Origin of the sequence: Bacteroides sp. (assembly GCF_028690125.1) — a bacterium.
GTDB lineage: Bacteria > Bacteroidota > Bacteroidia > Bacteroidales > Bacteroidaceae > Bacteroides.
On record NZ_JAQVBV010000006.1, the window covers coordinates 84,410 to 110,893 of the forward strand.

At 38.9% G+C, this 26,484-nt stretch carries 20 protein-coding genes; 11 read left to right on the plus strand and 9 right to left on the minus strand.

The window, feature by feature from the left end; translation table 11 throughout:
• The first annotated feature begins 268 nt into the window (after nucleotides 1-268).
• The gene (gene dnaK, locus PHO71_RS05775) at nucleotides 269-2,179 is read left to right on the plus strand and encodes a molecular chaperone DnaK (RefSeq protein WP_300200236.1); all 1,911 of its coding nucleotides are present in this window, start codon (nucleotides 269-271) and stop codon (nucleotides 2,177-2,179) included.
• 580 nt (nucleotides 2,180-2,759) lie between these two features.
• Here the strand turns inward: dnaK and PHO71_RS05780 are convergent.
• From PHO71_RS05780 to PHO71_RS05800, 5 genes are read right to left on the minus strand one after another with little or no spacing between them, the layout of a single operon-like run.
• Nucleotides 2,760-4,859: a hypothetical protein gene (locus PHO71_RS05780; protein ID WP_300200239.1), complete on the minus strand. Its 2,100-nt coding sequence runs from the start codon at nucleotides 4,857-4,859 to the stop codon at nucleotides 2,760-2,762.
• Between the two features lie 17 nt (nucleotides 4,860-4,876).
• On the minus strand, nucleotides 4,877-6,718 hold the full coding sequence (locus PHO71_RS05785) for a hypothetical protein (protein WP_300200242.1): 1,842 nt from the start codon (nucleotides 6,716-6,718) through the stop codon (nucleotides 4,877-4,879).
• 9 nt (nucleotides 6,719-6,727) lie between these two features.
• Nucleotides 6,728-8,161, minus strand: coding sequence for a hypothetical protein (locus PHO71_RS05790; protein WP_300200244.1), 1,434 nt, complete (start codon nucleotides 8,159-8,161; stop codon nucleotides 6,728-6,730).
• A 44-nt stretch (nucleotides 8,162-8,205) separates the two neighbouring features.
• A complete protein-coding gene (locus PHO71_RS05795) occupies nucleotides 8,206-9,165 on the minus strand; it encodes a FimB/Mfa2 family fimbrial subunit (protein WP_300200247.1) in 960 nt (319 codons plus the stop codon).
• 58 nt (nucleotides 9,166-9,223) lie between these two features.
• Entirely contained in the window at nucleotides 9,224-10,471 is a 1,248-nt protein-coding gene (locus PHO71_RS05800) for a hypothetical protein (RefSeq protein ID WP_300200250.1), read from the minus strand.
• Nucleotides 10,472-10,886: 415 nt separating this feature from the next.
• Here PHO71_RS05800 and PHO71_RS05805 point away from each other — a divergent pair, with 415 nt between their 5' ends.
• The 3 genes from PHO71_RS05805 (at nucleotide 10,887) to PHO71_RS05815 (ending at nucleotide 14,808) form a co-directional block, all read left to right on the plus strand.
• Nucleotides 10,887-11,441, plus strand: a complete 555-nt coding sequence (locus PHO71_RS05805; RefSeq protein ID WP_300200253.1) for a DUF4402 domain-containing protein — start codon at nucleotides 10,887-10,889, stop codon at nucleotides 11,439-11,441.
• Between the two features lie 65 nt (nucleotides 11,442-11,506).
• Complete coding sequence (locus tag PHO71_RS05810) at nucleotides 11,507-12,340, plus strand: hypothetical protein (protein WP_300200256.1); 834 nt, start codon at nucleotides 11,507-11,509, stop codon at nucleotides 12,338-12,340.
• Nucleotides 12,319-14,808: a hypothetical protein gene (locus PHO71_RS05815; protein WP_300200259.1), complete on the plus strand. Its 2,490-nt coding sequence runs from the start codon at nucleotides 12,319-12,321 to the stop codon at nucleotides 14,806-14,808. Before PHO71_RS05810 ends, PHO71_RS05815 begins: the two co-directional genes overlap by 22 nt.
• A 155-nt stretch (nucleotides 14,809-14,963) precedes the next feature.
• Here PHO71_RS05815 and PHO71_RS05820 read toward each other — a convergent pair whose 3' ends face one another.
• The 4 genes from PHO71_RS05820 to PHO71_RS05835 form a co-directional block, all read right to left on the minus strand.
• Nucleotides 14,964-15,977: an inorganic phosphate transporter gene (locus PHO71_RS05820; RefSeq protein WP_300200262.1), complete on the minus strand. Its 1,014-nt coding sequence runs from the start codon at nucleotides 15,975-15,977 to the stop codon at nucleotides 14,964-14,966.
• Nucleotides 15,978-15,992: 15 nt separating this feature from the next.
• Nucleotides 15,993-16,640, minus strand: a complete 648-nt coding sequence (locus tag PHO71_RS05825; protein WP_300200264.1) for a DUF47 domain-containing protein — start codon at nucleotides 16,638-16,640, stop codon at nucleotides 15,993-15,995.
• 84 nt (nucleotides 16,641-16,724) lie between these two features.
• A complete protein-coding gene (locus PHO71_RS05830; RefSeq protein ID WP_300200267.1) occupies nucleotides 16,725-17,366 on the minus strand; it encodes a DedA family protein in 642 nt (213 codons plus the stop codon).
• Nucleotides 17,367-17,448: 82 nt separating this feature from the next.
• Nucleotides 17,449-17,886 carry a hypothetical protein gene (locus PHO71_RS05835; protein WP_300200270.1) on the minus strand — a complete coding sequence of 146 codons (438 nt, stop codon included), beginning with the start codon at nucleotides 17,884-17,886 and terminating at the stop codon, nucleotides 17,449-17,451.
• A 176-nt stretch (nucleotides 17,887-18,062) separates the two neighbouring features.
• Here PHO71_RS05835 and PHO71_RS05840 point away from each other — a divergent pair, with 176 nt between their 5' ends.
• From PHO71_RS05840 to PHO71_RS05870, 7 genes are all read left to right on the plus strand, one after another.
• The gene (locus tag PHO71_RS05840) at nucleotides 18,063-18,239 is read left to right on the plus strand and encodes a DUF4250 domain-containing protein (protein WP_300200273.1); all 177 of its coding nucleotides are present in this window, start codon (nucleotides 18,063-18,065) and stop codon (nucleotides 18,237-18,239) included.
• Between the two features lie 320 nt (nucleotides 18,240-18,559).
• The gene (locus PHO71_RS05845) at nucleotides 18,560-19,096 is read left to right on the plus strand and encodes an RNA polymerase sigma factor (protein ID WP_300200276.1); all 537 of its coding nucleotides are present in this window, start codon (nucleotides 18,560-18,562) and stop codon (nucleotides 19,094-19,096) included.
• A 4-nt stretch (nucleotides 19,097-19,100) separates the two neighbouring features.
• Complete coding sequence (locus tag PHO71_RS05850) at nucleotides 19,101-19,460, plus strand: hypothetical protein (RefSeq protein WP_300200278.1); 360 nt, start codon at nucleotides 19,101-19,103, stop codon at nucleotides 19,458-19,460.
• A gap of 26 nt (nucleotides 19,461-19,486) precedes the next feature.
• Nucleotides 19,487-20,062 carry a hypothetical protein gene (locus tag PHO71_RS05855; RefSeq protein WP_300200512.1) on the plus strand — a complete coding sequence of 192 codons (576 nt, stop codon included), beginning with the start codon at nucleotides 19,487-19,489 and terminating at the stop codon, nucleotides 20,060-20,062.
• 44 nt (nucleotides 20,063-20,106) lie between these two features.
• Nucleotides 20,107-22,878 (plus strand): outer membrane beta-barrel protein, encoded by a 2,772-nt coding sequence (locus PHO71_RS05860; RefSeq protein ID WP_300200281.1) that lies wholly within the window; start codon nucleotides 20,107-20,109, stop codon nucleotides 22,876-22,878.
• A gap of 129 nt (nucleotides 22,879-23,007) precedes the next feature.
• A complete protein-coding gene (locus PHO71_RS05865; protein WP_300200284.1) occupies nucleotides 23,008-24,579 on the plus strand; it encodes a ClC family H(+)/Cl(-) exchange transporter in 1,572 nt (523 codons plus the stop codon).
• A 207-nt stretch (nucleotides 24,580-24,786) separates the two neighbouring features.
• Nucleotides 24,787-26,277 (plus strand): sulfatase, encoded by a 1,491-nt coding sequence (locus PHO71_RS05870; protein WP_300200287.1) that lies wholly within the window; start codon nucleotides 24,787-24,789, stop codon nucleotides 26,275-26,277.
• The last annotated feature ends 207 nt before the right edge of the window (nucleotides 26,278-26,484 follow it).

Consider the following 26,484-nt stretch of genomic DNA (forward strand, 5'->3'; position numbering starts at 1 on the left):
AAAAATAGGAAATTCTTTTCTTCATTGAACCAGAGGCGCTTGCATTTGTTTAAAGAATCAGTCGTCAGCTCGCTTATTGGTGAGGGAGGCGACATTGAATATATTGAAACTGTCTTTTTGGCAGATATTATGTCACGTATTCGTCTAATTCCTTTTTGGCACAAGGTTTGTCCTTTACTCAACGTCCGTTTGAGACGAGGCACTTGAAGAAAGGCACAAACCAACCGGACAAAAAGAAATTGAATAATAATAAATAAAAATAACAATCATGGGAAAAATTATTGGTATTGACTTAGGAACTACAAACTCTTGTGTTGCTGTATTTGAAGGTAACGAACCTGTAGTAATTGCGAACAGTGAAGGTAAACGTACTACTCCTTCTATAGTCGCTTTCATAGATGGCGGTGAACGTAAAGTTGGTGACCCTGCTAAACGTCAGGCTATTACTAACCCGCAACGTACTGTTTCCTCTATTAAGCGTTTCATGGGTGAAAATTGGGATCAGGTACAGAAAGAAGTTGCACGCGTTCCTTATAAAGTAGTGAAAGGTGATAATAATACTCCGCGTGTTGATATTGACGGACGTCTGTATACTCCACAGGAAATTTCTGCGATGGTTCTTCAAAAAATGAAGAAAACAGCTGAAGATTATCTGGGACATGAGGTAACAGAAGCTGTCATCACAGTTCCAGCATATTTCTCTGACTCTCAACGTCAGGCTACTAAAGAAGCAGGACAAATCGCAGGTCTTGAAGTAAAACGTATTGTAAACGAACCGACTGCTGCAGCTCTGGCTTACGGATTGGATAAGGCTCATAAAGATATGAAGATCGCCGTATTCGACTTGGGTGGTGGTACATTTGATATCTCTATCCTTGAATTTGGTGGTGGTGTGTTTGAAGTTCTTTCTACTAACGGTGATACTCACTTGGGTGGTGATGACTTCGACCAAGTAATTATCAACTGGTTGGCACAGGAATTTAAGAACGATGAAGGTGCTGACTTGACTCAGGACCCAATGGCACTGCAACGTTTGAAAGAAGCTGCTGAAAAAGCTAAGATTGAGCTTTCTTCTTCAACAAGTACAGAAATTAATTTACCATACATTATGCCGGTAAATGGTGTGCCTAAGCATTTGGTTAAGACTTTGACTCGTGCTAAATTTGAATCATTGGCTCACGATTTGATTCAAGCTTGTTTGGAACCATGTAAGAAGGCTATGAGCGATGCAGGTTTGAGTAATTCTGATATTGACGAAGTAATCTTGGTAGGTGGCTCTTCTCGTATCCCTGCTATTCAAAAGATAGTAGAAGATCTCTTTGGTAAAACTCCTTCTAAGGGAGTGAATCCGGATGAAGTAGTAGCTGTGGGAGCTGCGGTACAAGGTGCAGTATTGACTGATGAAATCAAAGGTGTTGTATTGTTGGATGTTACTCCGTTGTCAATGGGTATTGAAACAATGGGTGGTGTCATGACTAAATTGATCGATGCTAATACAACTATTCCTTGTAAAAAGAGTGAAACATTCTCTACTGCTGCCGATAACCAGACAGAAGTTACTATCCATGTGTTACAGGGTGAACGTCCGATGGCTGCACAGAACAAATCTATTGGGCAGTTTAATTTGACGGGTCTTGCTCCTGCTCGTCGTGGTGTTCCTCAGATTGAAGTTACATTTGATATCGATGCTAACGGTATCTTAAAGGTATCTGCTAAGGATAAAGCAACTGGGAAAGAACAGGCTATCCGTATCGAGGCTTCCAGCGGTTTGAGTAAAGATGAGATTGAAAAAATGAAGGCTGAGGCTGCTGCCAATGCCGAAGCAGATAAGAAAGAACGTGAAAAGATTGATAAGCTGAATCAGGCTGATAGCCTTATTTTCTCTACTGAAAATCAGTTGAAAGATTTGGGTGATAAGTTGCCAGCTGACAAGAAAGCTCCGATTGAAGCTGCTTTGCAGAAACTAAAAGATGCTCATAAAGCTCAGGATTTGGCTGCTATTGATACTGCTATGGCTGAAATCAACACAGCATTTCAGGCTGCAAGTGCTGAAATGTATGCACAGCAAGGCGGTGCCCAGGGAGCACAGGCTGACCCTAATGCAGGCGCAGGAACTGGTCAGCAGGATAATAAGCATGGAGATAATGTTCAGGATGCTGATTTTGAGGAAGTGAAATAAGGTAAATATAAATCCTATAAATAGAAGTGGCTGTGAATGATGAGTTTACAGCCACTTTCTGTATATCTATTAGAGGGTGTCTAAAGAAAATTATTCACCACCCAGTTTAATCTATTATTACAGAATAAACCTTCGATAAGGCTGTTGGCTTTCGTTCCACGAATAGGAATCACGACATATACCACGTGTTGATGGTGGAAATAGAGAACATGGAAAGGTTTACCGATGTGCAATATTGGGTCTCTTATATAAGTCTAGTTCCCATGCGTCATTTCAGAGGTTATAATGGAAGAATTGGTCGAACTAGTATTTGTAAGCACTCCATACATCGATACTTATTTCTGTTTTTTGTCTCATTTTTATACATCTTTTCTATCATAAGTTGTTTCAAAGCGAATTAAATTCACCTAGAGCGATCTTATTGATAACCCAAGCATATATTGGATAAGAAATATTTGGTGCATCATTGTATTTAGGGACTGATCCTAAAAACGATTTTCTATACTATCACTTCTCTGGAAATCTGTAGAAAGTGTAAAAAACGTTTTTTTTGAACTTTTGGGTCAGTCCCGTATCTCTTCTAAAGCAGTTTTTTCGTAATGGTCATAAGCGCTGAGGTCATTGTCGTTGTAGTTGAGTATGTTTTTCCGGTTCCAGAGGTGTACTGAAATGTGAGTACATCACCCATGTTTACCTCAAGATAGACTTGATAGGTACCAGTGGCACTTGTACTGAATATACCGACTACTTTTGTTCCCACAGAGGCAGTTATGGTTCCATTGTTAATTACTGAACTGGTAGAAGCAGTTCCATAAGTCAGAGTACCCGATAGGTTTACCAACTGATTTTTTAAAGCAATAGAATAATCCAGATAGTTGATACCAGTCAATCGGATGGTTTCGGCTATATTCTGCTTATTGGTGGTAAAGTTTATCACTTGTGCTCCTGCTACTGCTGTAGTATAAGTGTAGATGCCGCCTACAACAGTACCGCTTACCGGATTCAAGTTTGACGTATATATCTTAAAAGTACCAGCTGTAGGTACCGTAAACTTGAGTTGAACAGCATTCGTCACTCCAAAATTTACTGGATTAGGAGTGATGACCACATTTGAAAAGCGGTTAACAGCATTTGTATTTGAATAAGTAATCTGACCGCGTTGAAATAAATCAGCATCTATGAAAATTGTTTCCGCAGCATTGTTTGTATTGGTCTTGAAATTAATGGTCTGTTCACCCACTGCGGTAACTTTCCATTTATACTTATACAATCCATTTTCATGTATCACTTCAATATTGCCGAAACTTGGAGTCAGATAGGCCGAGGTGATGTAACAGTTGAACGGTAAAAGATAACTAGCCTCGCTAGGAATCGTAAACTTGAGCGTTGCAGGAGACTCCAGCACATTGCTTACCGCCGAAGGTGTCAGGTTTATATTGGTAAATGTGAATGGGGAGTGGAGCATCAGACGTATCGTTCGCGACAAATTGCCTGCTTCTAATTTGATCGTAGCAAAATAGGAAACCCCATTGGCGGGTACATTATTAATGTTGGCGGTAAGATTGCCTGTTGCCACATCGTACGAAACAGCTCCGTTTACTACCGGAAAATTGGGATCTTGAACCAATGTTACTGTAATAGAGCTATTCAGTGAAATCCCTGCTACCGTTTTGTAACTTGCATTTGCACGTAATGTTTGTCCATTTGATGTAAATGACACTACTGTTTTATCTACCGACAGAACAAATGATCCGTCAGAAATCGTAGGATAGGATTGTAATAGGACAGATGCCGAAATATTGTTTGATGCAGGTGAGTTTTGGGCGGTTTCTAAAGTCTGGTATCCAGGCAAAGTCACCCCTTGTATGATAATCTTGAACCATACATTCCGTTTTATGTCATACATATTTTTATTCGCATCGATGATGTCGATTTTATAATAGCAGGTCACCCCTGCATAGGTTCCCCGAATAATAACATAAGTGGGACTGTCTGTCACCGTCGAGTTTTTACGCTCGAAAGTATAAATGTCAGCAGATCCAAATGTACTTGCATCGGTAAAAGTAACTCCAGCGGGTTCGGTAATTACTGGATCGAAGGTACGGCTCACTGTATTGAACGGAGCTACACTACCGGCAGAAGCTTTATTGAACAAGGCGAAGGTGACGTTTGTCAGCGTTACGCTTGCTCTGTTTTCAAGCGAGAATTTCGCCATATTGCGAATAAGCGATATTGGTTGTGTAGTAAAAGAGTTGGTATTAATGCCTGAGGCCAGTACCATACGTTGCCAGAATATGAGGTCGGTAGATTGTAAAGATGCTACAATTTCTCCCTCGTCTTTCGTTACGGAAGCGGCATCGTTGAAATTATTCCAGTTGAAATTAGCAATAAAATGTATGATACGTTTATTGTTACTCTGGGGAAGAGTGACCACGAAATTAGTGCCACTGAGCGTTGCCTGATGACGGCTTATGAATCGTCCGTTTTCATCAAAAACCAATAGCCGGAGATCGGATATTAAATTCTCGTTGATGGCACGTGTGTCCACAGGTTGCTCTTCGGGGATGTCTACCTTAAACTTTAAAGTAATATCCTCACCCTCTTTGGCGAGTTTATCCTGAAAATCCTCACTTGTACAACTACAAAGTAGGAATATTAACATATAGAATAGATGCTTCATATTTGCTATTTTTCAATTTATTGTTCGTCTTTATATAGATCGTACACGGCTCTTACAAATGCGGTTCCGTTGATGTCGGTGCTAGTCCATGAGTTGTTTACAAAGTTGTAATAGTCATACTTATAAGCACTCCAGTAGGCATCACCGGTAAGTAACGCTTTTACGGCGCTATTGGGATCGTCTTGTATAAAATTGATCAGCTCTATTTCAGCTTTTGTTGGCATGCGCCAGCCGCTGCGGTAGATGTCTTCGCCGTATAGAAAACAGCGCGTCTGTGCCATGGTGTAGGCTACGCGAGTATACACCCCATATTGTGACGCAATAATAAAGCGGGGCGATACCATCTTATTGCCGATCGCAGTAGAATCTGTTTTGGAATATCCGTTAGTCGGATCTCCTAAGGTATAGGAACCGTCGGAACTGGGAACCAATGTGTTGACGGTGAACAGATTTAGGTTCGTACCACCTGTGAAAAATTCCGGTTTTATGTTACCGGTGGACAATCGGGCAGTGACGTATCTGGCCGGATATTGTACAATAGTGGCATTCAAACTCAATCCTTGATTATTGGTGACAGTAAATGTCATATTCTTAGGTACGTAATTGATCGGTATTGCACTATTAATCGTAATGGTACTTGTTGCAGCGTTGACAGTAAACGTTGGGAACTGAGACTGACCACTCGTATAGCTTACGTTAGATGCTGCACCGGTACTACTGTATTGCGTACAGGAAGCAGTCACATTAGTGACACTAACCGGTAAATCGGATACATAATTCAGTGTAAAAGTCGAAACATTGGGCATGATGATGTTATATTCGCTAATACCCAGATAGTGTTGGCTGACGGTTTGTAGCACTACTTCATAAGTAGTCCAGTCGGTAATTGTACAGTTACTATTGATGGATACGGTACCTGTTTCATTGTCCGTTCCATTGTTGTCAATATAGGCTACGACATCATATATCATATTTCGTTCAATTCGTCCCGTCTGAGGATTATTGGCGTATTTATTGATGGGTATGCGATAGTAATTCGATAGGTGTGATGAGTAAGGTAAATTCACCATCAGATAAGTTTCATTGGTTCCGTTAGTTCCCCAGTTGTTTTCATAACAATAGAAAGTAAATGTATTGGCAGGAGTTGCTGTCACATACGGAGAGTCATCATAGTCGCTTGTTGTCAAGGCATAGGGGGTACCATCCAGTAGTGAACCACTTTTGGCAAAGTGCCTGAGGGAAACTTGGGCTACGGTGGCAGCTGCAACCCCAGCTGTAGGTGACAGACTAAACTTCACTCTTATTTTTGACATAGCACGCTTGAGTGGCATATCCACAGATATAATAGGTGTAAGCGTGGTAGGATTTAATATGGCCGAGGATTTACCGTCCAGTACGAAATTACTTTGTATACCATTGCTAGTGACAGGCGACAGGGTACGCAGTGATTTTAGACTCCCCAGAGTGATGGATGACGGGATGGATACATTGGCTGGTAGATTGACAATTGTATAGATATCATAGGTGACATTAGCTGTGAAAAGAGTTCTGGAAGTGGTTAGCTCTTTTGTAAATACGCTGGTACCCTGAAACGACAATCCATTGAAAGACTCGTATTTGATGCAAGCTTGATTATCTGCTGCGTTTTGTGGAAAGAAGAATACGTGCATATTTTCTATCTTATTCTCATTCAGTCCATCGTTGCCTGGTTCTGTGGCGCGAGTATGTAAAGAAGGATTATAGGGCTGCATTTTTAACACGATGCGTCCATTGTCTTCACTGTACTTTTCGAGCTCGTTTTCATTCGAACAAGAGAATAGGAAAAATATCGAACAAATGGTATATAGTATACTTCTCATGATTATCGATTAATTATAGGATGCTACTTGCTTTATCTTTATTCTCGTATCCGTGCCTTCGTAGACACGTTGGGTTCCTACTATCGGATTGATTGGTATTTCATTGCCTTCTACTGTAATATAAAGCTCTGTATCACGTGATACTCCTGTCCATCTTTTTAAGGCTCTGACTGCAATCAGGTAAGGAACCCCGATTTGGGTAAACCCACTTGAAACGGTTGGAGTGGTGGTACCTGCTGTCGATGAAGTAAATCCGAAATCGAGCCCATTGTTAAGGGTTGCTGTCCAAGCAGCACCAACAGGAGCTTTGAGTTGAAACTGGAACACTGCATCTTCGATACCTCCTACATTTGTATTCATCGTTTTGCCATTGATACCTCCCCAAGATGTACCCCATGGACCAAATGTAAAATCATTGGCGGTAATGGGTCTTTCATATTCAATATTTGTCTGGTTCCAAGGAAGAACAGTCACATTGAGCACGATTTTAGAGTCTATATCCAGAACCGCTAATACCTGATATACATTGTTTTGTAATAAGGAGTATTTGTTGGCGGTCTGGTTATTATCAGTTAGGTATCCGGTGTACGTATGACTCACTCCGTTGGAATTTAGTTTTATTTCTAGGTAGGGAGCTGTTGCTTGTAGCGGAGACAATACCGTAACCAGATTTTGAAAACTGTAAAAATTAGCCTTTGCATTGGTAGGTTGCAAAACGGTTCCGTTGACATAAGATGATAGTGCCGATGTATTTGTAATAAGTTGGTTGTTAAACATAGGCGATGTCAGCATCTGCGCGCTGTTTACTGTATAGTCGAATTTAACTTCGCTGTTGAGTACTTGATTATGAAGTGTAATCGACTCTAATGTTACAACATTGGCTCCGAAATTTGTTCCCTTAAAAACATGCACATCTACCCGTGCCTGCAAACGACGTAGAGGTACGTTTACTATTCTCCCATTGTCACTGGAAGCGATAGAGATTGATTGCTTACCTACCATCAGCAACGATGCCGGCGAGAACCCGCTACCACTTTCGGTGATAATATTGTCCAATTGCTGTTTGCTGGTGGTTGTACTCAGCGTTATTACACTTCCATCACTTAACTTAAACGTTTTTCCTGCATAGTTAGCAATAAGATAGAGTATTTTAGTCCCAATCTGAGTTTGCAGAGGAATATCTCTGGTACTGGTGGGTGTAAAGGAAGGAAGAAGAACAGATCTTTCTAGCGTGAAAGATGCATCATTGTTGTATAAGTATATAGCCAGACTTCCGAAAGACTGATCTTGATTTATTGATGCCGGGTCATTGACGGCCAATGTGCTTACAGATAAATTTATCGACGCATTGTTTGTTTGAAACTTATCATCGGTGATACTCTCTGAGGTACAAGCTTCCCAGATGAGAGTGCTCAATAACAAGATGATCAATCTATTTTTCATGGCTCATTATATTACTTGTTGAATAATACTAAATCGTGATTACATTAATTATCGGGAATAATGTTAGTTATTTTCCATCCATTGATCGAAACTGTAATTTCAATACGATTCTCGTTTGATTTCAGGTTGATCTCAAAAACGAATTCATTTTCACGGTCTATATCCTCTTGTGAAGTATACTTAGGTATTAACAAGATTTGTTCAATCATGTTTTCCTGATAAATTATTTCCGAAGTGGCACTGTTTTTTATCACGAGCATAGGTCTTTGTCCTATTACTAGACGCATCATTTTCAAATCGGTCTCCATATAGTTGGGTTGTAAAATAGTGTTTATCGGAGTATATTTGAATATACCATGCTGACTGTCTATGCTATTGTCGAATTGATATCGGCCATTCAGTGCGGTGATATATACATCGAGTGGTCCATTAATAAAATTGGTTCCAGAGATTTTAACCTTAATCTTTTTGGTATCTTTGATCAGATCTACCGGTGTCACATCCTTGTTACTTATTGCTGATACAGCATGGGTAGCTAATCCGACATAGAGATCGTCTGGGGTATGGATTGGATATAGGTAATCTTCAGCACCCTTGATATTTTTTAATTCTGCACGAAAATCGTTTATATCAGTCACTCCCTTGCGGAGTGTCTGGTTTAGAGAGTTCATCTGGCGATCTAATTCTCCCGCCGAATAAGTATTGAAATCTCCACCATAAGCTACTACGCTGTATGTACCTTCGGGAAGAGGAATATGCATTACATAGTCATTCGTTAGCTGGCTTCCTTCTTCTGAGATATAATCAACATATTTATTCTGGCTGTCGAATATATAAACTGTGATTCGATGAACTTCAGAACCGAATAAATTAGCAAATTGATTATTCAGCGTATACCGGAAGCTAAGCAATAACTCACTTTTACACTCAGGTAAATCGTCTTTTATACACCCTTGTAACAGCAATATAAAAGCTATAACCAGATGGAATGATATACGTTTCATACTTTATATATTTATAGTTACCCCTCCATGACGGAGGGGTAAGATGATTTCTGAATGCTTAGTTCCAATCAGGATTTACATTATTAATTACCCAAGGAGCAACGGAAACAGTTGCTGTAACAGAGATGTTTGTCTCATAGGGTTGATTGGTTGCTTCATTGTGTGTAAACGTCAAGTTTTTGATGCGATATACATTTCCTTTCTTAAATTCGGGAACAGGATTTCCTAAATCATCTTTATACTTGGTTACAGTGACATATTGAGTGGTTAATCCCAATGGGTTGTCTACATAAGTAACATCTGTCAGTTTCAGGATTATATGAGGAACGTCTGCCGCAGAACCTGCCGGAACAGTAGTACTAGGACATATCTGATATCCCCAGGCTTTTTTGGGTGTAACAGCCGGATCGGTACTGGTTGAACCATTGGTTGGATCAGGATAGAAAGATAAAGCGTTTGCACCAAGAGGAGTACAATAAGTAGATAAAGCGTTAGCTACCCAATCTGATGGTCCAGCCGGACTACCACCTACATAATATGGAAAACTGGTGTTGGCGGAAGTGAAATAAGTGGCCCATGAAGTAGACCATCCTGCTTGACTTCTGATGTCGATTGGTGAACCAACCAAATAGGGAGTGCCACTTAACAGTACATCCTGGCGTGTGTTATTCACAAATACTCCCGACAGTTTGTATCCTGTGATATCTGCGCTGACGGCTGGTTGTCCGACACCGTTCTGATTTTGGCAGGTAGTTTGTCCCACTTCTACACGTGCTACCATAGGAGTCAGTGTGACTGCTGCATTATAGACATTGGTAGATACTTGAGTAAACGTCCCACTTTGTCCGGACATCGGTACGTTAGTAGCGTTGGCTTGCAATTGATCAATCCGCAGACGTGCGTCTGCGCTTGTAGTACCACTTACCATCGGGAAACTGGCACCGGCAGATGTTTTAATATTAGCGATGAAAAACAATGTGGTTGCGGTGTTGGGAACACCTGTAATGGTAACCGTCTTGTTGCCGGGGGTTGTCGAGGTATTGGCCAGTGCGGTTATTTCCGTTGCGGTGAGTTCGCGCTGATAAATGTTATTACCCGATGCATTAATAAAAAAGATCTTTCCAGAGCCAATGACTGCATACTCAGTATCTCCTTTTTGATCAGAAACACCTCTATTTAATGCTTCTTGTTTCAGACTAAGAGTAACTGTGTTTTCACCTGCTAAAGGTTGAGTATCCGTTGCTTCTTGCTCGCTACAAGCAAATAGAGAACTAGCCACTAAGGCTGTAAGTAGAATTTTTCTCATAATCATTTAGTTTTTAAATTATTTCAAAAAAACTTTCAAAGGTTGAAGGTTTATAAATTTTTTAATTCAACACACAACGTATCGAAAAGTTGCTTCCACTTCTCTTTTTTCTTTTGTGTTGCCTATTTATTAGTTTTTTTTGGCTTCTATTTTCTATATGTATCAAAAATTAACGTTTTGGATTTTGGGTATGATTTACTTCTGGTCAGTTGATTAATCATATATGACATTTGTAAGGTAGATTAAAGAATTATGGCGGTTTTATAAATAATATATATTTTTTGCTATTTTAATAAATAAAGAATTCAAAAACCAGAACTTTTTTTTTCTACGTTTTGTTGAGATAAACATAAGTGATAAATTAGATGAATTTGTCACTACACTTAATTTTTTAACTAATAAACTAAACTGAGACATGAAAAAAGAATTAATGACAATTGTAGTCGCCATAGCATTTTTGCTTGGAGGCGCTGGAATGAGTGTTGTGTATGCACAAAAAGTAGAATCTCAATCTTTTGGAGTGACTGCCCGACTGGCAAACCAGTTGAGTATTACCAAGCAGTCAGATGTTGACTTCGGTGGAATTTTTATTCCAGTAACAGCAAGTGCTACTGCAACGATGGATAAAGCCGGAACTGTAACTATCTCGAATGGAACAACCACTCTGTATAGCACAGAGTTACAACGTGCCGGTAGTTTTTACATTACTGCGGACAAAGCTGCCACTTATACGTTGCAATATCCCAATGTAGTGGAGCTTACACTTCCTAGCGGAGATTCCAAGCTGAATTACACTCCAAAATTGTTCAATAAGGCTGGAGATGTGATTCCTTCGTCTACTTCTACTGAATATCAAGTCGGAGAAGAACAGTATAAGTTGTACTCCATTGGTGGCGATTTGGTTATTCCGAATACGGCATTGTCAGGTATTCATACGGGTACTTTTGATTTGACTGTTACTTGGCAGTAGTATTTATGAATCAGTAATCGGGAATATGCGGTCACGTCTATTCCCGATATTTATAAAAATAAGATATGACAACATCTGTATGTAGACTTTCGCTTGTAGCAATGCTACTCATCGTTTCTTTCTCCACCTTTGCACAGGGAATACTCTTCTCAGAGAAACGAATTATTCTTAAAAATCAAGGTATATACACTCTGCAAGTCTGTAATCCCACAGAAGAGGCGCGTACTTTCCAGCTTTCTATTATTGATAAAACAGTGGATGTTCATCATAAACTAGTTGATATTCCTGACAGTGTTACATTTGCGAACTCTCTTAAAAATGAGGTACGCATTTTTCCTAAACGTATCACGCTTCCTCCAGGCGAATGTCAGGAAGTACAGTTGCAATTGCGTGGAGCCGGTATATTGACAGATGGAGAGTATCGTTCGTACCTACACTTTCTACCTCTATTGACACAGGCTGAAATAACTCCTGACAGTTTGAAGGCTAAGAAGAACGATGCCCCTTCCTTTGATATTATTATCCGTATTGGAGCTGCCATACCACTGATCTACCGTAAGAATGCTGCATTGGAAAATGTAGCCATTGATTCTGTCAGCTTAGTGCGCAATGATAAACAGGAACCGACGGCTATTTCTTTGTATATTCACCGTAAAGGTAATCGATCGACTTATGGTAGTATTGCTGTGTTTTCGGGAGAAAAAAATGAACTTGTTACTACGTATCCGCCTATTGCTATTTATCCTGAAGTGGTGGGAAGACGAGTGAATATACCGATCGCTAAAGAAAAATTGGTAGCATCACCTAACGGACAATATATGTTTAAAATAGTATATATTAACGAAGAAGACAAACAGCGCGAAGATGTACTTTGTGAATGGACGGGAGAAGTAAGGTAAAAAAAGTATGGATGTTGCTGGTTATCCACCTGATTCTATATACTCCCTCAGTAGTTCGTGCTGAAGATGAGATAGTTGTGTTCAAACTGATGGTGAATAATGAGGAGTTATCGCAGATTGAAACTATCTTTCGCTCAAACACTGTTTATGTAAGTGTATTAGAACTTATGGAGAAGTTGGGCTACTTTTACCAATATAATCAAGCCGACAGTCTTTTTGAAATGTGTTGTCCTGACAAATCGAATTGTTTCCAAATTCATGCCGATACTTTGTTTACAGGATCTGAAAAAAAAAATCTATCTGACTCTTTGTTGTTGGTCTATCCTGAAAATCTTTATCTACGTAGTGATTATTTCGAGAAACTATGTGGTATTCAGCTGGAGATCATTTTTCAATCGTTTAAAATCAATGTAAAGAGTACACACTCTTTTCCATTCGAAATTCTGCGCGAGCGGGAACTTCGACGGTATAACTTTAAGACTAATCGTGAAAATAAGTTGATAGGGGATATTGATTCCATTCCTCTTCGTAATCTATCATTTAATACGCTGGGCTATGCTGTCACAGGAAACTTTTCTAAAAAGGGGCTGGAGGGGACTGATTTATTGGTTAGTACCAATGCCGAAATACTGGGAGGCGCATTGAACTTAAACTATAATTACTCTGCGCAGAAACTAAATAACCGGCAGGAACTCAATTTCCGTCACATGTATGAGCTGAATCACCGTTGGATACGTCAATTCTCTGCATTTCGTCAATCGGGCACTTTGCTGATGTCTAACTTTGACGGATATGCAAATGGTATCTATCTGTCCAATGACAATGCTATGTTCTTCAATCGTCGATACTATCTCTACAAAAGTAAAACCCGCCCTAATGAGAATGTTGAAATATACAGCAATGGTGAGTTGGTTTCGTTTGTAACAGCTGATTCGCTGGGAAACTTTGAAGCCATTGTACCGGTAATGGACGGAGTGAATACGCTTTCGGCTGTAACGGTCAATGAATATGGTGAATCAGCTTCTGATCAGCAATCTGTATATATGTCCCCTGACCTGTTACCCAACAAGCAATTTCGTTACCAGTTCTCTTCCGGTATTTCGGACAGTGGAAAATTTTTTTCCGGAATAATTGTAGAATATGGACTGACTCCTTTTCTCACAGTGACATCTCGAATGGAAACAGTTACGAAAGGGAAACATTCCTCGTTGCTTGCCGGGGCCGGGTTTAAATTTTCTTTATGGCGATGGTTGCAATGGGGAGGAGAGTATTATCCTCAACTAAAATATAAATTATTACTCACAGGTAGTGCTTGCCGTTATTTAGGATACAATGTGACATACGAGCAATATCAAAAGGAACAGCGATTATTACCTTTGGCTCCATTACGCGATTTACGGGCGAGTATTAGTGGAGAAATTCCCTTTTTAAGTTTGAATAACAGTATTACTTTCTCTTTGCGTGATATCCAATACTCATCCACAGGTACATTTGCATCTTCTCTTCGTCTCAATGTATTTAGAGGAAACCTCCTATTTACGGGGCATGCTTCTACCGTTTCCCTGCAAAGTTTTTTATTCGAGAATTTCTCGTATGGACTCAGAATCGGATATAGGTTCAAACAGAATTTTTATAATGAACTATCTTATGATTATCAGGCTGGGATTAACGAGCATCTATTTCGCGATCGGTTTCAATTCAAACTCACCAAGCAATTGCAAGGATATGCCACGGCTGATTATTATGCTCGTGCCCGACTCGTCAATGTTGAACTAGGCATTACTTATCGGGTGTCGTGGAGTACATTCAGAGGAGGAATACGATCGAATTTTCCGGGGTGGAACATGAACGTTGGGGCCGAAGGTGCCATGCGGCTTTATCCCGACCGCAACATCGGATGGGAGAATCGGAACTCTTTGGGAGCTTGCCTCCATGTAGCTGTCTTTGCCGACACGAATGGGAATCAAGTTTACGATAAAGACGAGCCTATTATTCCGGAAGCAAAGGTATTGGTTAAAACGGGTGCTGAAGTGACTCGTAAGTCCACTGGCATTTATTTCCGGAATATTGCACCTGGTTATGCTTTTAAAGTACATATACCCAGGCAGCCTTTGACTGATATCAGTTGGCAGATTACTCCTTTTGAGAAGATACTCTATTTGTCGTCCGGGCAGTCGTACTCTTTGTATATTCCTGTGCAAGTAATTTCCGATGTATCCGGAGAAGTATATAGTATAGAGGCTGGAAAGCGAAAAAGTATCCGGGGAATGACTGTTAAGTTAGTGCGTCAGGGAGACAATTATACCGTTGAAGAATGTACAGATGAATGGGGAGGATACTACTTTAACGGTTTGACAGCAGGGACTTATGTAATAGAGTGCACGAGTGGGCAGCAGACAATTGTGATCCCGGAAGGAAGAGAAGGGATACAAATGGAAGGGGTTGATTTCAGGATCGATCAGAAATGAAACTCTTTTGATTAGAAAACACCAATTGATTGATCTGATTCTCGTTTATGTAAAGGAATAAACAAAGAATAGGCTGCACAAAAGATTAAGTACAGCCTGTTTTCAAATGTAGATAGAACTTTTTTGAATAAGTTATTTCAATAGATGTTTTATCTTTAAAATAAAGAAATAATAAAATAAATACCGGCAGCTAAGAGTCCACTGACAGGGATTGTCAGAACCCATGCTATCATTAAACTTTTTGTTACTCCCCATCGTACGGCTGATAAACGTTTGGTAGCTCCGACACCTATAATCGCTCCTGTAATGGTGTGAGTAGTACTGACGGGTATTTTCAACATTTCGGTAATATAAAGAGTAAAAGCACCGGCTGTTTCTGCAATGACACCTTCCAATGGAGTTACTTTAGTAATCTTAGTACCCATTGTCTTTACAATTTTCCATCCTCCGGACATTGTGCCTAATGAAATTGCTGTAAAGCAAGAAAATGCCACCCAATCCGGTAAGTCATTGATACTGTTTATTCCTATACCTATTCCCATTGAGTGGGCAGCTATCATTGCAGCGGCAATGATACCCATTACTTTTTGTGAGTCATTCAAGCCATGTCCTATGCTGAATAGGGCAGAGGATACGAGCTGCATCCTTTTGAACCAGACTTCAGCAGTGTGCGGGTGTGCCCGGCGACAAATATAAAGTACGAATAGTGTAAATCCAAAAGCGATGATCATTCCTATAAGAGGAGCCAGGAATATGAAAGCAGCAATTTTAAGAATGATACTGAGTTGGATCGCTTCAAAACCATGTGCCATGATAGCGGAGCCGGCAAATCCACCGATCAGAGTATGTGAAGAAGAGGAAGGGATACCTTTCCACCAAGTCACTAAGTTCCAGACAATAGCTGCAATAATTCCCGCTAGTATAATCGGCAAAGTTATGTATTGTTCTATAACTGTTTTTGATACAGTATTTGCAATACCGAATCCGCCAATTATATATTTGGCGATAAAAAAAGCGACGAAATTAAAGAAAGCTGCCCATATAACAGCCTGAAAAGGGGTAAGTACCCGGGTTGATACAATCGTAGCTATTGAATTTGCCGCATCATGAAAGCCATTGATATAATCAAATATCAAAGCCAGTATAATGATAATTACTAATAATTCCATGTGTTTCGCTCTGTTTTATGCGTACTTTACAATCAGGCTTTTTAATATTTTACCAACATGTTCGGCAGCATCAGTTGTTTTTTCAAGTTCATGCATAATCTCCTTGATTTTAATCAGTTCGATGCAATCCTTCTCTTCTTCGAATAATTTTTTGATGAAGAATTCGTATACATCATCCGCTTGATTTTCTATGTCATGCAATTTGGTACAGCATTCGCGAAGTGCTTTGGGGGCTTTACGAAAAGTTTCCAACTCATCCATAGCTTTACAGATATAGTAAGCTTCTTCTTGAATGAGTTTACTTAGTTCTTTGCCACTATTGGAGATCGGATGAGGATTGTAGATGGCGATACGTTTAGCACAACTGTTTATTCCATCAATAACATCGTCCATGCAGGAAGCCAAGTCATGAATGTCTTCACGATCAAAGGGAGTGATAAATGTTGTACTTAGTTCGTCAAGAATCAGATGTGTCAATCTATCTCCTTCGCGTTCAAGTTCTTTTATTTTCTTGTAGTAATTTGTCCGTTCATCGGGCAGGTCATGTTGTAAACTCTCTACCAGAATAGCTGAAGAGGCGGATAATACTTCTGACAGTTGTTTCAATAAAGGAAAGAACTTCGGTTCATGAGGAGTAAACCTATTAAAGAAAGAATTTTTCATACGTGTAAAGACATTAAATTATAATATTGTTTTTTATTTCAGTCAATGTGATTTTTGCCAAACACCAACGTGTGCCTGTATCGTTTATTTTTTTGATTTTAATTTAGCTCGTATTACTTCTACCAAAGCTGGTAGTATGGAAATAAAGATAATAGCTATAATCAGAAGTTTCAGGTTCTCCTGTACGAATGGTAGATCACCGAAAAGATAACCGGTATAACAGAAGATTACTACCCAAATAGCACCTCCAATCAGATTATACAGCATGAAATAATAATAGTGCATTTTCCCCATTCCGGCAACGAAAGGTGCAAAAGTACGTACTATAGGAATAAATCTGGCAAGTATAATCGTTTTGCCACCATATTTTTTGTAGAATTCGTGTGTCTTTTGCAGATGACTTTGTTTGAATATCCTGGAATTGGGATTGCTAAAGAGCTTTCGTCCGAAATAGTGTCCAATCATGTAGTTACATGAATCGCCTAATACTGCTGCAATAAATAAAACTATGACAAGTAAATGTATTTCGATAGTCATATCGGGAAGAGCAGCTATAGCTCCTGCTACAAATAGCAGAGAATCTCCTGGAAGGAAAGGGGTGACTACCAGTCCCGTTTCACAGAAAATTATTATGAATAAGATGACATATGCCCAAGTGTGGTAATCCTGCACTATACTGATCATATATTGATCTATATGGAGTATAAAGTCTAATATAAATTCCATTCTTTTGGTGATTGATTATTTTCAAAAAGGAAATCCTGATATGAAAAGGACAGAGTTTGTCCTGAGAGAAATAAAAGAATGGCTAAATAAGTATACGTTTCAGAGTATAAATATAGTATCTGTACGAGAGTCTGGTAGAATTTATATAGAAAGAGAGTTTTCCATTTGATTCTTTAGGTAATTGAGCTATTAGAAAACTAAGAATGAGGATTGTGATAGTAGAAATATTGAATCTGAATACTTTTGAATAAGAGAGTCCCGAGTATGAAAATGAATTTCCTAATATACCACTGTTGAGACTATAGTCGTATTCTTTGTTACCAGAATTGTAAGCAGAACTTTTTGTTGTGTATGATTGCTCGTCAGCAGACTCAGAAAACTGATGATTAGACTGGCTGTAAGATGGTGTACCCGTTACACCTGATTCCGTTTGAATCTTTTGCCGTTCTTTGTCAGGAACGGAATGAAGTACGGATATCAGAAGAATACCTAACAATATACAGAATATGTATCTTATCATAACGGCTACAAATGTAGAAACAATTTTTAAGCAAAATATATATGAAAGCATAATTAACAATTTCATTTAATGCTATTACAATTTAGAGTGAAGCGAAGGAAAGAATTTATAGAAAACAGTTAGGCTATTTGATACATATGCAGTAATTTTGTACCGGAATTAAATTTGCTATTATTATGGAATTGCCCAAAGACCCAATGATGCTGTTTAGCGTTATTAATATGAAACTGCGTGATTGCTATTCTTCACTTGACGAATTGTGTGAGGATATGCAAGTGGATAAGACCGAACTCGTCAATACACTAAAAGCTGTTGGTTTTGAATATAGTTCGGAGCATAATAAATTCTGGTAAACTTTTCCGGCAGGTTATAATATATACCAGATAAAAATTCTTTTAATAACCTTTTAAGTACTTGTTCATCATTTTATTATTTATCAAAGGCATCATCAGTTCGTGCTCTAGAGTATATTGTATAATATAAGCTAATTAACAACTCATATTTATCATTTGGTAAAGACATTTCCATTATTATACTCCTTTCTTCTATTATACTTCTCTCTTTTTTCATTATATCTCAAGATCCATCTATTAATAAAAGTGAAATCTCATCTTTCGGATTTAACTTCAGCCATTTTCTTCGTTCTAAATTGACAAAGCCCAGAAATGAATAAATGATAAACGAAATTAAAATCCGGGAAGCTTGTGCCTCCAATTGCGATAAAGGCTTCAAGTTACTGATGGATAACTTTCAAGAACCGATATATTATTATATCCGGCGGATAGTAGTATCTCACGAAGATGCTGAAGATATTCTGCAAGAGGTTTTTATCAGGGTATTCCGTCACTTGGATCATTTTCGTAATGAAAGTTCATTAAGTACATGGATATACAGGATTGCTACTAATGAATGTCTTCGTTTTCTGAATACTCGTAAAGAAGGAGTCATTTCTTCGGAAGAAGTACAAGAGGATTTGATTGGTAAACTGAAAGCTTCCGATTATGTAGATTATGAAAACGAATTGGCAGTGAAGTTTCAGGAGGCTATATTAAGTTTGCCGGAGAAACAACGGCTTGTTTTCAACTTACGCTATTATGATGAATTGGAATATGAGGAGATTGCACGCATTCTGGATAGCAAAGTAGAAACACTCAAGGTAAATTATCACTATGCGAAAGATAAGATAAAGGAATTTATATTAAATAGATAACATTATGGATAAAGATTTTGATTTTGACAGTATTGGTAAGCAGACTCCATATCGTACTTCCGATCATTTTTTCGAAAAAGTTCAGCAGAAAGTTATGGTGCGTACCGGCATTGAGCAACGTCGGAAAAAACGTCGGTTGCAGATGATCATCGCTACAACATTTGCTGCAGCCGCCATGTTGGTGGGAATCTTGTTTGTTCCATCATTCCTCCCGGTGGATTCTCCATCGTCGGATGCAAAAGTGTTAGCTATTGATCATGCTACAATTTCCACAGATCCGGTGGATAGTTGGATTAAGAATCTTTCAGATGAGGAGTTGGAAGAGCTCGTCAGCTTCTCTGAGAATGATATATTTTTAAATTAAGTAAGTGAATCAATTAAAAAGTTAGAATTATGAAGAAGTTTATGTATGTAGTGATAGCTACCTTGTTAATAGGTAGTCAGATAACCCTTTCTGCTCAGAATAAAGACAACAAGGAGAAGAAACAACGCCCTACACCGGAGCAGATGATGCAGATGCAGACTAATCAGATTATAAAATCGTTGATGTTGGATGATGCAACGGCTGCTAAGTTTACTCCTATATATCAGAATTATGTGAAAGAATTGCGTGAATGCCGCATGATGAACTATAAGTCAAGAGTGAAGAAAGATGCCGCTCAAGGTGCTGAGGCTGATAAAACTCCGAAACAGGCAATGACAGATGCAGACATTGCTAAAATGCTGAAAGACCAATTTGCGCAGAGCCGTAAAATGTTAGATATCCGTGAGAAGTATTACAAAGAATTCAGCAAGATACTTTCTCAAAAGCAGATATTGAGAATCTATCAGCAGGAAAAGAGTAATGCAAATAAATTCAGAAAAGAATTTGACCGTAGAAAAGGTCAGAACTCTGGCCAGAGACCCGGGCAGGGAGATCGTCAAAGACAACAAAAGCAGCATACTCAGCATCATTCACAGAAATAGGTGATTAGGTTTATTATAGTTTTATTTTACTAGATCAACACAAAGTGAGCATAGGCAGATATATCTATTCTTTTCGGTTTTATTTGATTACTATTTATGTCATATTACTGAATAGCGTGGATGTCTATGCACAGCCGGGCAGAGACAGTTTTGCCGGGCGAGTAGTTGATACAGAAACGCAACAGCCGGTATCGTTTGCTACGGTCCGGCTTTTGTCCTTTCCGGATAGTATCATGTTGGTAGGTGGCACTACTGATGATAAAGGGAAATTTAAATTAGCCTCTTCCAATTCGAAAACTATAAATGATTCCAAAACTGGAAAGATAGACTCTCTGCTTCTGCACATCTCTTTCGTAGGATATAAGTCTATATATCGTACCATTCTTGTTTCCCCGGAAGTACCTGTTTTTAATTTAGGAGATATTCATTTGTTTCCTGAAGGATTTATGTTGGCAGAAGCGGTGATTGTCGGACAAGCACCTATGGCTATTACAGAAGGTGATACAACTGTCTTTAACACATCTGCCTATCGTACTCCCGAAGGTTCGATGCTGGAAGATTTGGTGAAACAACTGCCGGGTGCTGAAATAGATGAGGATGGCAAGGTACTGATTAATGGTAAAGAAGTGAAGAAGTTTCTGGTAGATGGTAAAGAATTCTTTTTTGATGATCCGCAAGCTGCGCTCAAGAATCTGCCGGTTGAAATGATAGAGAAGCTGAAAGCTTATGAGAGGAAGTCCGATCTGGCACGTCTGACCGGAATTGATGATGGTGAGGAAGAAATGATTCTGGACTTGTCTGTGAAGAAGAACATGAAGCAAGGTTGGAGAGAAAACTTCATGGGTGGAATGGGAAGTAAAGACCGCTATGAAGTGGCTAACACATTGAACCGTTTCCGGGATAATTCCCAACTGACTGTTATCGGAAATCTGAATAATACCAATAATCAGGGGTTCTCAGAATTACAGAAAGAATCATCTAGTTCCAGTGGCAATGTGCGTGGTAAGAATGGTTTGACAACCTCCCGCTCATTAGGTGTCAATGGAATTTATAATTGGAAAAAGGTCGAATTTCGTTCAAACATCCAGTATATGGGTACAGATCGCTCTGAGAACAGTCGTACCATTATAGATAATTTTCTTCGCAAGGACAAATCAATTACAAATAGTACCAATAACTCTTATACAAAGAATCATAATTTAGTAGCCAATGCTTATTTGGAATGGAAGATGGATTCACTTACAACTTTAATCTTCCGTCCCCAATATAATTTAGCTAAGAACGACAGAGAAAATGAAGGTACTCAAGAAGGATGGGGAAATGATGTGTTATTGAATAAAAAAGAATCGTCCGGCACTACCCATAGTTCCCGTTACAATGTAGGAATGATGTTGCAATTCAGCCGTAAACTTAGTCGTTTGGGAAGAAATGTTGCCCTGAAAGTAGATTATGGTACAAACACTTCTTCTACCGACCGAAGAAATCTATCTACTACCCGTTACTTTAAAAATGACACGAAAAAGATTCAGAATCAGAAGATAGAAGATTCAGATGACGGATATAACTATCGGTTGCAAATGGTTTACGTAGAACCATTACCGTGGTTACATTTTCTTCAGTTCCGTTATAGCTACCAATACAAAGTAAGTAATTCCGATCGCTTTGTCTACAATTGGGACAAGGAACTAGAAGATTTTACTCCTGATTATGATGAAGATGCAAGCAACTGTTTTGAGAACCAATATAGCAATCATCTGCTGAATCTTTCAGTGCGTACCAATCGTAAGATGTATGACTATAATGTCGGAGCCGACATGGAACCGCAGAAGTCTGTCAGCCATTCTATTTTAAAGGATGCACCGGAGAATCAATTGGAAAGATCGGTTATTAATTTTTCTCCTACATTTAATTTTCGCTATAAGTTTTCTAAACGTACCCGTTTGCAGATCGTGTATAGAGGAAAGAGTCGCCAGCCTAATGTCCGCGACCTTCAACCGGTCGTCGATCAGACGAATCCGTTATATATCCGTGTCGGAAATCCATCGTTAAAGCCTTCTTATACAAACACTTTTACACTGAGCTATAACTCCTATAATACGAAAACCCGCCTTAATATGGCTACTGCTCTTTTGGCAGAGAATACAATTAATAGTGTCACCAATCAGGTCACCTATGATGATGAAACAGGAGTTCGAACTACCACTCCGGTCAATATGAATGGAAACTGGCAGGTCACGGGATCTTTCTCTCTCAATACTCCTTTCAAGAATCGTAACTGGCTATTTCGCACCAATTCTAATTTTCAATTCAGAAATCAGAATAGCTATACTACCATTAATAAAGAAGCACCGGTGAAAAGCACCGTACAACATCTGATGTTACGCGAGCGTTTGCAGCTTACCTACCGTACCAAACAGATAGAACTTTCTGCAAATGCCGGAATACGTTACAATAATTCTTATAATAATGTCCGCGAGGTACGTACGGAAACTTATGATTATCAGGTAGGGACTACCATGCAACTCTATCTTCCCTGGAATATGGAGCTATATAGTGACCTTAGCTATTTCATTCGTGAGGGTTATGGTTACGAGGGACTTGCCAGAGAAAACTATATATGGAATTGTCAATTATCGAAAGCATTTTTTAAAAAGAAACAATTACTACTTCGTTTTAAAATCTATGATATTCTGCATCAGAATACTTCTCAGGTACGTACAATTACCGCTACGTCTATCCGTGATGCAGATTATAATGCTTTAGGTTCTTATTTTATACTACATGCTATTGTGCGTTTGAATCTGATGGGAAAGTAAAGTTATGGTAGTCACATATAAAAAATCACTTTTATTTGAAAACTTCGATAAGATTTGATTGTTCTATGAGTCACACGTATCATATGATTACTCTATGTTGTGTGAACCGAATAATGAAAGATATGCCGGATGTTTCAACGTATAAAACAATTAAAAGATAAAAGTAACTGGCGCGTCATGAAACTGAAGTTGATTGATGCGCGACTTTATTTTGTCAGTATTTTTGTGGGATTACTGACAGGGCTTATTGCTGCACCATATCATTATCTACTTCAATTATTCTTTGATTTCCGTCACGATTTCTTTGATTCTCACCCCAAATGGTATTGGTATATTCCTCTTTTCCTGATCATGTGGGGAATTCTTGTTTTTGTATCCTGGCTGGTGAGAAAGATGCCTTTGATAACAGGAGGAGGTATTTCTCAGACTCGTGGAGTGATTAATGGACGTGTTTCTTATAAACATCCTTTTATTGAATTGATTTCTAAATTTGTGGGAGGAATCCTAGCGTTGAGCACCGGATTGTCATTAGGGCGTGAAGGACCTTCCGTACAGATCGGTTCTTATGTAGGATGTCTGGTTTCCAAATGGGGAAATGTGTTGGCAGGCGAACGTAAACAGTTGTTAGCTGCCGGTGCTGGCGCCGGATTGGCTGCCGCTTTTTCTGCACCATTAGCCTCTTCATTATTAGTAATTGAATCTATCGAACGGTTTGATGCTCCTAAAACTGCCATTACTACTCTGTTGGCAGGAGTTGTAGCAGGAGGTGTAGCTAGTTGGATGTTTCCAATGAATGCTTATGCACATATAGATGCCGTAGTACCTGCTTTAACATTCTGGGGACTAGTGAAGCTTTTTCTTTTGTTGGCGGCTATTATTTCTATAGCCGGAAAATTATTCTCTTTAGTGACACTCTACTTTAAGCGCATATATCCGGCTATCAAACATCCGGTGTATATGAAGATGTTATACCTTCTTTTTATCGCTTATTTAATTTCAATGACTGAAGTCAATTTGACGGGAGGTGGCGAACAGTTTCTACTTTCACAGGCGATGAATCCGGATACACAGATTCTTTGGATTACGTGTATGATGATATTGCATTTGGTCTTCAGCGTCTTATCTTTTTCTTCCGGTCTGCCCGGTGGGAGCTTTATTCCGACATTGGTGACCGGAGGACTTATCGGACAGATCATAGCTTTGATTTTAATACGTTACGGAATCATCAGCTATGAGCATATTAGTTATATAATGCTGATTTGTATGTCTGCTTTTTTGGTTGCCGTCATTCGTACTCCACTGACTGCTATTGTTCTGATTACGGAAATTACCGGTCATTTGGAAGTCTTTTATCCTTCGATAGTAGTAGGCGGGCTTACATATTATTTTACCGAAATGCTTCAAATCAAGCCTTTTAATGTGACGTTGTATGATGATATGATCCATTCACCCGTATTTCAGGCGGAAGCTCGGTATACTTTATCTGTGGAGATTATGAGTGGTTCCTATCTAGATGGGAAAATAGTTGATGAACTCCGTTTGCCGGACCGTTGTATCATTATTAATATTCATCGTGACCGGAAGGACCGGACTCCTAAAGCACAGCAATTAATGCCTGGTGACCAAGTGCAGATAGAAATGGATGCACAAGATATAGAGAAACTTTACGAACCGTTGGTCAGTATGGCTAATATTTATTAGTGACTATTTTTTAGTCATAATATGCGGAAAAATGTTTATCTTTGCTAATATAAACACAATAAAGAGATGGTATGAACGCACTCGGTCGTTTTTTGGCTCAGTTTAGTATGTGGCTATGGAAAATGTTCGGTGATTCTCATGTTATTATGAATACATCTCTTTCTTGTAATTCATCTTTGTTGCTTATAACGAAAAATATCTATTATTATGAATAAAATATGTACTCTGGCAGTCTCTTCTATTACGGTCATCCAACTGTCCGCTGTTGCACAGGAAAACCGACCCAATATTATTTACATAATGTCCGATGATCATGCTGCACAGGCTATCAGCGCTTATGGCAGTCGATTAGCTAAAGTACTTCCGACTCCTAATATTGATCGTATAGCCAATGAAGGTATCCGGATGAATAATTGTTGTGTGACTAATTCTATCAGTGCCCCTAGCCGGGCCTGCATTATGACGGGGCAATACAGCCATGTCAATGGGGTCTATACATTGGATGACGGATTGAAACCTGAACAAGATAACATTGCGAAAGAGTTGCAGAAGAGTGGTTACCAAACGGCCATTATTGGAAAGTGGCATTTAAAACATGAACCTTCCGGATTCGATTATTACAACGTATTGCCGGGACAAGGACGATATAAAAATCCGATTCTTATATCCAAAGAAGAGCGACAAGGACATACAGAAGCATTCGACAAAACTCCCGGTAAAATCTATCAGGGACATTCTACTGATGTGATAGCGGATCAAGCTCTTCAATGGTTGCAGCAGCAAAAGGGGAGTTCACAACCGTTCATGTTGATGTGTCATTTTAAAGCCCCTCATCGTTCATGGGAATATGCAGAGCGTTTTTCTGATCTTTTGAATGATGTGGAAATTCCTGAACCTCAGAATTTGTATGATACTTATGAAGGCAAGGCTTTCTATACTCAAATACAAAAAATGAGTCTTGAAGATATGAATAGATGGGATTTGAAGTGTAAATTGCCAACAAACTTGTCAAGAGATGAGTTTAGAAAATGGGCATATCAACGTTATATTAAGGACTATCTTCGTTGTATTGCAGGTATTGACGAAAATGTAGGTCGTATCCTCGACTTTTTGGATAAGAATGGATTGGCAGAGAATACTATCGTGGTTTATACTTCAGATCAGGGATTCTTTTTGGGCGAACATGGATGGTTTGACAAACGGTATATGCTGGAAGAGAGTTTGCATATGCCATTACTTATCCGTTATCCTAAAGAGATAAAGGCGGGAGTGAAGAATAATAGTATTGTCATTAATGCTGATTTTGCTCCTACGTTACTCGATTATGCAGGTATATCAAAACCGGACTATATGCAGGGTGAGAGTTTTAGGGAAATTCTTAAAAAAGGAGATAAACCTAAAGGATGGAGGGATGCTATGTATTATCGTTATTGGATGCACGGAGAGAATGCTCACTACACTGTAGCGAATTATGGTATCCGTACGGAACGTTACAAATTGATTTATTATTATGGGAAACCATTGGGTAAGAAGGGGACTTCTAAACTTGAATATCAGCCGGATTGGGAATTGTTTGACTTGAAGAATGATCCAATGGAAATGCGGAATATTTATCATGAGAAGAAATATCAAAAGTTGATTCAGAAACTTAAGAAGCGGTTGTATCAGTTGAAAGAGATGTATGGAGATAATGAGTAAAAAAGAAAGCTCCAATAAGTGAACTATCGTAATATATGTAAAAAATCAGTGGATTAAATCATGGGAGATGTTTGAAATAAAAGATGTAAAGTTTTAAATATCATCATGGTAAATTCATTAAAAGACTCATTTTAAAGCTGATCGTTTTATCCTAAGGTCTATTTCTTACAAATCGTTCTTCAGTAGAGGTTGTTTCCTTTTCGACTT